Annotated in this window: 4 protein-coding genes; 3 read left to right on the forward strand and 1 reads right to left on the reverse strand. The window is 74.4% G+C overall.

Annotation, left to right across the window (positions count from 1 at the left end):
• Positions 1-10 precede the first annotated feature (10 nt).
• The gene (locus ACZ6S6_RS24495) at positions 11-1,366 is read right to left on the reverse strand and encodes a condensation domain-containing protein (protein ID WP_469706937.1); all 1,356 of its coding nucleotides are present in this window, start codon (positions 1,364-1,366) and stop codon (positions 11-13) included.
• A gap of 834 nt (positions 1,367-2,200) precedes the next feature.
• Here ACZ6S6_RS24495 and ACZ6S6_RS24500 point away from each other — a divergent pair.
• The 3 genes from ACZ6S6_RS24500 to ACZ6S6_RS24510 are packed head-to-tail and all read left to right on the forward strand — an operon-like array spanning position 2,201 to position 11,169.
• Entirely contained in the window at positions 2,201-3,349 is a 1,149-nt protein-coding gene (locus tag ACZ6S6_RS24500) for an SDR family oxidoreductase (RefSeq protein ID WP_469706938.1), read from the forward strand.
• 33 nt (positions 3,350-3,382) lie between these two features.
• Positions 3,383-4,966, forward strand: a complete 1,584-nt coding sequence (locus ACZ6S6_RS24505; protein WP_469706939.1) for a PfaD family polyunsaturated fatty acid/polyketide biosynthesis protein — start codon at positions 3,383-3,385, stop codon at positions 4,964-4,966.
• A gap of 56 nt (positions 4,967-5,022) precedes the next feature.
• Positions 5,023-11,169 (forward strand): SDR family oxidoreductase, encoded by a 6,147-nt coding sequence (locus ACZ6S6_RS24510; RefSeq protein WP_469706940.1) that lies wholly within the window; start codon positions 5,023-5,025, stop codon positions 11,167-11,169.
• Positions 11,170-11,219: the final 50 nt, after the last annotated feature.

Below are 11,219 nucleotides of genomic sequence, written 5' to 3' on the forward strand. Positions count from 1 at the left end.
GTCGGGACTCTCACTCGATGACCGGCGCCGAGCTCTCCTCCAGCTCGCCCACGGCCCGCTCCCACAGTTCCGGCAGCAGTTCCCCCAGCGGAAGGGCGCGGTCGGCGACGAAGGACACCTCGGCCCAGTCGCCGAAGAACGACAGCCCCACCCCGCAGAGGTGTCCGGGCACGAGCAGGGGCAACAGGGCGGTGCCCGTCACCTGCGTCTCCCCCAGGCTCCCCTTGTCGGCGAGCGGCATGGAGGTGGCCATGACGTTGGTGACGCGTGGGGAGAGCATCCTTCGCAGGTACCACTCGGTGGGGCGGCCCGGCATGAAGCGGACCAGGTCCTGAATGGCCTGCCGCCATGCCTCGCCCCGCAACTTCCGGGTCGCGGCCATGACATGGTCCAGTCGCCGCAGGGACGCGTCACCGTTCCGGGAGCCGTCCGGGCGTTCCGAGGCGGTCCCCACCGGCAGCTCCAGCGGCAGGGCGAAGCAGCGGTTTCCCCACGTCTGGTCCTCGTCGGGGCGGCGGGCGTCGACGGGCAATACAGCCGTCACCCGAGGCAGCGGTACGCCGGAGCGGGCCGACCAGACCGACAACGCCCCGGCGAGTGCGGCCAGATGCACGTCGTGGGCCGAGCCGCCGCGCGCGGTACCGATGCGGCGGAGGGTGTCCGCCGGTACGCGGCCCCGCGACAGCCGCCGCTCCCCGGAGGGAGTGAAGGCGGCGTCCGGGCGGTGACCGCGAGCGGCGAGGGAGCCGGCCACGAACCTCGTGGCCAGCCCGACAGCCGCACCCACCCGTCGCGGCACCCCGGCCCGCCGGCTCCGGCCCGGCACCGGGCGCGCCGATGGCTCCCCCTCGCCCAGCATGGCCCGGAAGGTCATGGCGGCGGCCGAACCGTCCTGGCAGGCGTGATGGAAGCGGTAGCACACGGCGTACGCGTCGGGTTCGTGGCCGTGGACCAGCCAGACCCCCCAGTAGGCGCCGGGCGCGAACGGGGCGTTGAGCGCGGTGTGCAGGGCGGAGTCCCACCCGGCGGGTCCGTCGGCGACCACCTCGTGCACCTGCCGGTCGACGGCGAAATCCGCGTCCGGCTGCCACCGGGACCGCCGACCGCCCTCGACCCGGCTCGTGAGCAGAGGCAGCTCGCCGAGGCGGAAGCCCACGTACGCGCGAAGGTCCGCCAGGGTCGGGGGCGGACCGCTGAGGTACGCGACGCCACCGGCGTCCCAGCGGACGTCGGGACGACGGCGCTCCAGGCTGAGGAACGCGCGGTCGACCGAGTGGGTGGGGTGGCGGGGAGAAGGAACAGACTGATCAAGCCGGACGGACGGGGCGGACGGGCCGGACCTGGTGGACTGCTCTAGATCAGACATGGGGCTTCGGGGCTCCGATTCGGGCCGAGGGCGAGCGCGCTGAAGGCGAGCGAGAGGGACGGGGGAACGCGAGCGGACGGACGGACGGCGAGAGGCCACCGGCGCCGTCCGCAGCCCACCCGCCCCGGCCGACCGCAGCGCACCGGCTGCCCGGACCGGCCGACCATCAGGATGACCCCCGACCGGAGCCGATCCGTCCGGTATCCGCACCCCCGCTCCGGCCTCGGCGGCCAGATTCCTGTCGGGGCGTCGGGGGCCGGCCGTATCCGCCCTCAGGCCCCTCGGCTGCTGGTTTCCATGCCATGACCGGCCTGCGGCCCCGGCTGCCCGCCGCCGACGCCGACACGGCGAACCCTGGGGGCCGGCCCAGGGCCCCCGCCGGCAAGTTCCCTCGAAAGGAGGACGGGGCTCAGATCGCCGCCGTACGGCCCCGGCCGTGTCGTGCTGCCCCGTACGCCGCCGGGGGCGGGATCCGCCGAACCGTGCGGGCGCGCACGGGCCACGGTGCCGTGTACTTCGTTCGGGTGAGCGGAGGGAATCGGGGCTCTCGCCCCGCCCGCCGTCTGACATTGTGTGCCGTGCGCCGGAGGTCACCGGGTCCAGGGAGGGCCTGAGGAACCCCGGCGAGACAGGGGGCGTCGGAGAACCGGCGAGCACCAGCCGGACCGGCCGGACGAGCCGGACCGTGCGCGGTGCGACCGCCAGTGACACCCCGCGTCGCAGGACGACCGGTGGCGTCCCGTTCCCCCGCTCCCGGTCGCCGCAACGGCGGCACCCCAGCCTCTCCGCGCGCGGTCGCGGCCCGCCCCTCACCCTGCCCTTGGAGCCGCACTCGTGCACGTCGCCCTCACCGGCGCCACCGGATTTCTCGGACTGCGCCTGTTACGTCGTCTGCTCGACACGCACCGATCGGTGACGGTCCTGGCCCACACCGGTTCGGGGAACGCCCTGCACCGCATCAGCCGGTTCTTCGAACTGACGGGCTCGCCCGAGGAGTTCACCGCCCAGCTCCCCGACCGGTTACGGGTGGTGGAGACCGATCTGACACTGCCGCGGCTGGGGCTGTCCGGACGGACGTTCCAGAAACTGGCCGACGGCCTCGGCGCGATCTGGCACAGCGCGGGCAGCATCAATCTGGAAGGGGACCTTCCCGAGCTGCGCCGGACCAACGTCGAAGGGACCCGGCACGTCCTGGAGCTGGCGGCCGCGGGCCGTCAGAGGCCCGTGGTCCATCACGTGAGCACCGCGTTCGTGGCCGGGGCGCGGCGGGACGGAGTGGCGTACGAGGACGAGCTGGACGATGCCCGCGGCTTCGAGAACGCCTACGAACGGTCCAAGTACGAGGCGGAGCTGCTGGTACACGCGTGGTCCCGGGAGCACAGCCGCCCGGTCCTGGTCCTGCGGCCGAGCATCCTGGTCACGGACCTGCCGCCGCACCCCGAACTGCCCTCGCATCCGCTGCTGGTCATCGAGCGGATCCTGCGTGACGCGCGAAGTGCCGCCGGCCCCGCGAGCCCCGGCCCGGCCGGCCGGCCCCGCATCCGGACGGTGGGGCATCCGCACGGCCGGCTGAACCTGTTGCAGGTGGACCACGCGGCCGAGGTCATGGTGCGGTTGGCCGGCCTGGCGCCCTCGGGCGGGGTCGACACGTATCACGTCGTCCATGACCGCGACGTGCCCGTACCGACGGTCGTGACCCTCCTGGAACGGCTGGTCCCGCTCTCGATCGACCTGGTCGCCACCAAGCCGGACGCCCCGTCGGCGCTGGAGGCGCTGCTGGATTTCTACCCGGGCATGACGGTCTACCTCGCCCATCGGCGGCGGTTCGACGACACCCGGGTCAGGACACGGCTGGGGCCGTCGGCGGCCTCCGCCCCGGTGGGCCTCGACTACCTCTGGTCCGGTCTGGCCCCGCGGGGCAGGGCCCTCCCCGGATCGCCGGACATCGCCCCGGCCGTCCTCCCGTCCGCCTCGTACGCCTGACCAGCAGACGTCCTCTCCCGTTGGAGCCCTTCCGTGTCCGTCCTCGCAGTTCCCGGCTCCCCCGCCGCGTCCCCGCCGGTCTTCTCGCCCGAGGGGATCACGGCCCGTGCCCGGCGAATCCGGGAACCCGTCCACGTCGTCAGCGGGCCGGACGGCCGTGAACTGGGGCTCGCCACCGGCCCCGTACCCGGCGGTCCGGTGCTCGGTACGCTGCCGCCGCTGTACCCCGAGTGGCTCGGCGGTCGCACCTTCTGCGAGGCGCACGGCGTCCGCTTTCCCTATGTCGCCGGTGAGATGGCGAACGGCATCGCGACCACCCGGATGGTCTCGGCGATGGCCAGGGCGGAGATGACCGGCTTCTTCGGCGCCGGCGGTCTGGCCTACCCCGATGTGGAGCGGGCCGTGCACACGCTGGCGCACGAGCTGGAATCCCGCCGGAACTGGGGCGTCAACCTCATCCACTCACCGGCCGAGCCGGCGCTGGAGTCGCGCGTCGCCGAGCTGCTGCTGCGCTGCGGTGTCCCCCGGATCTCCGCGTCGGCGTTCATGGAGCTGACCCCGGCGGTCGTGCTGTGCTCGGCCCACGGGCTGCGCCGGGGCGCGGACGGCAGCGTCGTCCGGCGTACCGGCCTGCTCGCCAAGGTCTCCCGGCCCGAGGTGGCCGAGAGGTTCCTCTCCCCCGCCCCACCCGCACTGCTGGGCCCCCTCGTCGCTCAGGGGAAGCTGACCCGGCAGGAGGCGGAACTGGCGGCCCTGGTGCCGGTGGCCGAGGACATCACCGTGGAGGCGGACAGCGGTGGGCACACCGACAACCGGCCGTTGTCGGTCCTGCTGCCGAGGATCGCCGCCCTGCGCGACGCGCTGTGCCGGCGGTTCGGCTACGGCCGGCCGGTCCGGCTCGGCGCGGCCGGCGGCCTCGGCACACCGGAGGCGGTGGCCGGGGCCTTCGCCCTCGGCGCGTCCTACGTGGTCGTCGGGTCGGTGAACCAGACGGCCACCGAGGCGGGCCTGTCCGACGAGGCGAAGGCGATGCTCTGCGACGCCGACATCTCCGATGTGGCCATGGCTCCGGCGGCCGACATGTTCGAGCTGGGCGTGAAGCTGCAAGTGCTCTCCCGGGGAACGATGTTCGCCCAGCGGGCCGGCCGGCTCCACGCGGCGTACCGGGCCCACGGTTCGCTGGAGGAGATCCCGTCCGTGCTGCGCGCCTCGATCGAGCGCGACGTGCTGCGCGCCCCGTTCGACGAGATCTGGGAGCGTACGCGCGCGTTCTGGGAGCAGCGCGATCCCGCGGAGATCACCCGTGCCGAGGCCGACCCGAAGCACCGCATGGCCCTGGTCTTCCGCTGGTACCTGGGCAGTTCCAGCAGGTGGGCGATCACCGGGGAGGGGTCGCGGCGGGCCGACTACCAGATCTGGTGCGGGCCGGCGATGGGCGCGTTCAACCGGTGGGCGGCGGGCACGTACCTGGCCGAGCCGGCGCACCGGTCCGTGGTGCAGATCGCGCTCAACCTGCTCGAAGGGGCCGCCGTGCTCACCCGCGCCCATCAACTGCGCACATACGGCGTTCCGTTGCCGTCCGAAGCGTTCACCTACGTGCCGTGCGAGCTGGCGTGAGCGGCACCGGCGCCGCCGAGGCGTCAGCAGCGACAGCCCGACCCCCAGGAGAGTCCGTGCCCGGCTCCACCCCCCGCCAGGTCCCCATCGCCGTGGTCGGAGTGGGCGCCCAGGTGCCCGGCGCGACGGACGCGGCCGGCTACTGGCGGATCGTGACCGGCGGCCGCGACCTGATCACCGAGGTGCCCGCCTCCCGCTGGCGGGTGGAGGACCACTACGACCCGGACCCGGCCGCCCCGGACAAGACGTATGCGCGTCGGGGCGCCTTCCTCTCCGAGGTGGACTTCGACCCGATGGCCTACGGGGTGCCCCCCGCCAACCTGCCGGCGACGGACGCCTCCCAGCTGCTCGCCCTGATGGTCGCCGACCAGGTGCTGACGGACGCCGGCGGTCCGGCCGGGGTGGACCGGGACCGGACCGGCGTCGTCCTCGGCGCGGCCGCCCTGGAGCTCCTTCCGCACATGTACGGGCGCACCCAGCGCCCCGTATGGCTCGCGGGGCTGCGGGAGGGCGGGCTCGGCGAGGCCGAGGCGCAGGCCGTGTGCGACCGCATCTCGGCCCGTTTCGCGCCGTGGCAGGAATCGACCTTCCCCGGGCTGCTCGGCAACGTCGTCGCGGGCCGGATCGCCAACCGGTTCGATCTGCACGGCATCAACCACACCACCGACGCCGCCTGTGCCAGCTCCCTGGCGGCCCTGTCGACGGCGGTCGGTGAACTGTCCCTCGGCCGGGCCGACCTGGTGATCAGCGGAGGCGTGGACACCGGGAACGACATCGGCATGTTCCTGTGCTTCTCCAAGACACCCGCGCTGTCCCCCAGCGGGGACTGCCGGCCGTTCTCGGCCGCGGCCGACGGCACCATGCTCGGCGAAGCGGTCGTCATGTACGCGCTGAAGCGGTTGTCCGACGCGGAGCGTGACGGCGACCGGATCCACGCGGTGATCCGGGGCATCGGCACTTCGTCCGACGGCAGGAGTACGGCGATCTACGCCCCGCTGCCAGCCGGCCAGGCGCGGGCCCTGCGACGCGCCTACGAGGAGGCGGGCTACGGACCGGAGACCGTGGAGCTGGTCGAGGCGCACGGGACCGGCACGAAGGCCGGGGACACCGCCGAACTGGCGGCGCTCGGCGAGGTGTTCGGCGCGTCAGGCCGTACGGACGGGCAGTGGTGCGCGATCGGCTCGGTCAAGTCGCAGATCGGCCACACCAAGTGCGCGGCGGGTGCGGCGGGGCTGCTCAAGGCCGTCATGGCCCTGCACCACAAGGTGCTGCCGCCGACTGTCAAGGTCGAACGGCCGAACCCGGCCGCCGCCGCCCCTGACGGCCCGTTCTACGTCAACACGCAGACCCGCCCGTGGGTACGGCCGGCCGGCCATCCGCGCCGGGCAGCGGTGTCGAGTTTCGGCTTCGGCGGCAGCAACTTCCACGTCACGCTGGAGGAGTACGAGCCCTCGGGCGCCGCGGGCCGTGCGGCCCTGCGCCACCGCTCGGCGCCCAGCGAGCTCGTCCTGTTCAGTGGCGCCTCCCCGTCGGACCTGGTGCCGCCGCGGACGGACGACGGACGTCCGCTGGCCGCGCTGGCACGGGAGAGCCACACCTCCTTCTCATCCGCCGCCCGGGTGCGGCTGGCCGTCGTCGCCACCGATGCCGAGGACCTGCGGGAGAAGTACGCCCAGGCAGTCGCGCTGATCCGGCAGCGGCCCGGCACGGGGTTCTCGACGCCCAACGGTGTCCAATACGCGTGCGGGGAGGCCGCGCCCGGCCGCATCGGCTTCCTGTTCCCCGGCCAGGGGTCCCAGTACGTCGGGATGGGAGCTGATCTCGCGATGCTGGCGCCGGCCGCGCAGGCCGTGTGGGACCGGCTGGGCGGCGCCCGCTTCGACGGGCGGCCCCTGCACCGGGTCGTGTTCCCGCCCCCCTCCTTCACCGACGAGGAACGCACCGCCCGGCGGACCCTGCTGGATGCCACCGAGTGGGCGCAGCCCGCGCTGGCGGTGCACGCGCTCGCGCTACTGGAGGTGGTGCGGGAGCTGGGGCTGCGGCCGGACTGCGTGGCGGGCCACAGCTTCGGTGAGCTGGTGGCGCTGCACTGCGCGGGTGCGCTGGACGCCGGGTCGCTGGTGGGTCTGGCCCGTCGCCGCGGCGAGCTGATGCGGGACGCGGTGGTCGCCCCGGGCGCGATGCTGGCGGTGGCGGCGGACCGCGCACACGTGGCGGAGGTGCTGGCCGGTGGCGGGTTCGGCGATATCTGGCCGGCCAACCACAACTCCCCGCGCCAAGTGGTGCTTTCGGGGTCGGTGGAGGCGGTCGTGCGGGCCGAGAAGGCGTTCTCGGCCGAGGGGACCGGCACCCGTCGCCTGGCCACGTCGACCGCCTTCCACAGCCCGCTGGTCGCCCCGGCCGTCGAGCCGCTCGCCGCGTACCTGCGCACGGTGCCGCTCACGGAGCCCCGGATCGAGGTCTACGGCAACGCGGACGCGGCGCCGTACCCGTCGTCCCCCGATGAGGTGCGCCGCCGGATCGCCACTCATCTCGCCTCACCGGTGCTCTTCCAGGACCAGATCGAGGCGATGTACGCGGCGGGGGTACGGACCTTCGTCGAGGTCGGCGCGGGCACCACGCTGACCGGCCTGGTCGGGCAGATCCTCGGCGACCGCGAGCACGCGGCCGTTCCCCTGGACCGGCCGGCCCGGCCCGGGGCCGACACCCTGCACGCCGCGCTCGGCGAACTCGCCGTACGTGGCGTCCCGTTCGATCTCGACCCTCTCTGGGCGCCGTACACCCCGCCCGGAACCGCAGCGAAGGAGCGCGAGCCCCGGATGACCGTGAAGATCAGCGGAGCCAACTACGGCCAGCTGCCCCCGCCCAGCGCCGCGTCCGCCCAGCCGCCACCCGCTCCGGAACGTGAGCCGGAACGCCGACCTCAGCCTGCCCCCGTATCCGTACCCGTATCCGTATCCGCGTCCGACACCCCGGCGGTCCTCATGCCCGCGTACACCCCCTCCCCTGCCCACACCCCGCAGCCGGCGGCGTACGGGACAGCTTCCACACCCTGGCAGCCGGAGCCCGAACCGGTGCACGAGGCCGATGCTCCCTATGACGCCGCGGCCGGGGGCACCGTCGAGGGTGACTGGCTCGCCGCCGTCGAGAGTGTCCAGCGGCAGACGGCGGAGGCCCACGCGGCCTGCCAACGCATGCTGACGGACAGCCATATGGCCTTTCTGCGGATGACCGAGACGACCCTGGCCGCGATGCTCGGGGTGTCGCACGCGCGCGGGGCCATGGACGTACCGGTTCCCCCGGCGCCGCTGCCGCTGCCCCGCGCTTCGTCACCGCGGCGCGTACCGGCCCCCGTCGCGCCGCCGGCTCCCGTCGCGACCGGTGTTCCGGCGGCAGCACCCGTAGCGGTACCTGTCCCCATCGCTCCCGCGCCCGTCGCGGCCGCACCGGCTCCCACGCCCGCTCCCGCACCCACACCCGCTCTCGATCCCGGCGCTGATGCGGTGCCCCTGTCGCCGTCTGAGCTGGGGGAGTTGCTCCTGTCGGTGGTCGCGCGGCTCACCGGCTATCCCGCCGCCATGCTCAACCTGGACATGGAGCTGGAGGCGGATCTGGGCGTCGACTCCATCAAGCGCGTCGAGATCCTGTCGGTCGTACGCCGGCAGGTGGGCGACATGGCGACGGGAGACGTCGGGCAGCTCGGCAAGCTCCGTACGCTGCGCGAGATCGTCGAGACGCTCACCGCCGGCGCCCGGCCTCCCGAGGCCTCGGGACCGGGCACCCGCGCCGTAGAGCCCCTCGCGGACGTGGTCTCGGACGTGGTCACCCCCGCCGTGCCGGAGGCCCGTGAGCATGCCGGGTCCGCGGGAACCGCCGAAGCCTCCGCCGTCTGCGAGGTACCCGAGCTGCCCGCCCCGCGCGCCGGGTCCCGCGAGGAGACGCCGCTGACGAGGCTGGTACCGCGCGTGGTGGAGTCGCCGGCGTCCGGGCTGGCCACGGCGGGACTGCTGGACGGGCCCGTCATGGTGACCGGCCAGGGCGCGGGCGGGTGCGGGATCACCGGCCTCGTCGCCCGGAAACTGACGGAGCGCGGCGTGGACGCCACCGCCGTGGCGCGGGTGCCCGCGGACGCACGCGGTGTCGTCCATCTCGGCGGGCTCACCGCGAGCGAGGCGCCGGACGAGGCGCAGGAGGTCCACCGGTCGGCGCTCCGCGCGGCGCGTGCTGTGGCGGCACAAGCGGCCGAAGGCGGCGGGCTGTTCGTGACCGTTCAGGACACCGGGGGCGACTTCGGGCTCGGAGGCCACGCGCCCGGCCGTGCCTGGCTGGGCGGGGTCGCCGGTCTGGCCAGGACCGCGGCGAAGGAGTGGCCGGACGCCTCGGTCAGGGTCGTCGACTGCGAGCGGGGCGGCCGGGACGACGAGGAGGTCGCCGAAGCGATCGTGCGGGAACTGCTCGAAGGCGGAGCCGACTTGGAGGTCGGCCTCCGCGCGGACGGCACCCGCGCCCTTGTGCGTATGGTGCCCGAGCCGGTGACGCCCGGCGGCACGGGGCGGATCTCCTCCGCGTCGGTGATCGTGGCCACCGGAGGGGCCCGCGGGGTGACCGCCGCGGCGTTGCTCGACCTGGCCAGGACCCACCGGCCGCGGATCGTACTGCTGGGCAGGACGGACCTGGCCGCCGAGCCCGCCGGGCTGGCGTCGGCGGCCGACGAACCGGCGCTCACCCGTCTGCTCGCGGAGCGCTCCGCCGGGGACGCGGCCGACTCCTCGCCCGCCCGGATCGCGGAGCGGGCCCGGCAGATCCTGGCCGCGCGCGAGGTACGGACGACACTGGCGGGGTTGGAGGCCGCGGGGTCACCCGCCCGGTACGTCCAGGTGGACGCTCGCGACGGTGACGCCCTCGCCGCGGCTCTGCGCGACGTGCGCGAGACGTGGGGGCCGGTCACCGGCATCGTGCACGGTGCGGGGGTGCTCGCCGACAAGCGGATCGTCGACAAGGCCGACGAGCAGGCCGAGCTGGTGATGTCCACCAAGGTGGACAGTCTGCGGGCGCTGCTGGCGGCGACGGCGGACGATCCCCTGGACACGATCTGCCTGTTCTCCTCGGTGGTCGCCGTGTTCGGCAACCCGGGGCAGAGCGACTACGCCATGGCCAACGAGATCCTCCATCAGGTGGCGTCGGCCGAGCAGACCCGACGCCCCGGCTGCCTGGTGCGTTGCGTGGCCTGGGGCCCCTGGCAGGGCGGCATGGTCACCCCGGCCCTGGCCGCGCGTTTCGGCCGGTCCGGGGTCCCGCTCATCCCCCTGGATCAGGGCGCCGCGGCGTTCACCGCCGAGCTGGACGGCGCCGCCGACGAGGCCCGCGTCGTCCTGGCTGCCGGGAACGATCCGGCGGCCCTGTCCCCGGCCGGTGATCCGCGTCGCGCACAGCTGCTGGTCCGCTCGGACACTTGGCCGCAGCTGGCCGACCACGCGCCGGCCGGGGTTCCCGTGCTGCCCGTGGCTCTGGTCCTGAACTGGTTCGCGGGCGCGGCCGCGGCCTGGCTGCCGGCTGCCGGACAGCTCGTCCTGCGCGATCTGCGGGTGTACAAGAAGTACGCCCTGCCGGAGCTGCCCGGCGCGGGCCACCGGCTCACCGTGCTCGGCGGCCGGGGCGCGCCCGGTTCACCGTCGGGTCTGGAGGCGGAACTGCGGGGCGAGGACGGCCTGGCGCACTTCCGGGCCGTTCTGGACACCGGGGCCGTGGAGCCCGACGCGGCCGCGTGGGACGCCCCGGACGGCCTCAAGCGGCTCGACCGGGCCGCGTGGTACGACGGGGAGGTTCTCTTCCACGGCCCCCGGTTCCACGCTCTGCGCACGGTGCGCGGTGTCTCGGAGGACGGAGCCGAGGCGACCGTCGCCGGCCTGCGCGCCCTGGACTGGGCGGGTGAGCACTGGCCGATCGATCCGGCCGCGGTGGACGGCGCGCTCCAACTCGCCCTGCTCTGGGGCGAGGAGGTGCTCGGGGCGGCGACACTGCCGATGGCTGTCGCCGAGTGCAGGGTGCACCGGCGCGGCCCGGTGGACGGCACCGTGCGATGTGTGGTGCGGGGACGGAAGGCGCACGACACGGGGGCGCGCTGCGACGCGGCACTGATCGACGCCGACGGGTCCGTCCGGCTGGAACTGATCGGTGTCGAACTCGTCCGCCGCCCCTCCTGACCCCGTCCGTCCCGACCCCGTCCCCGTCCCCGTCCCCGGCCTCCGCCCTG

The organism is Streptomyces sp. NPDC048671, from assembly GCF_055587045.1.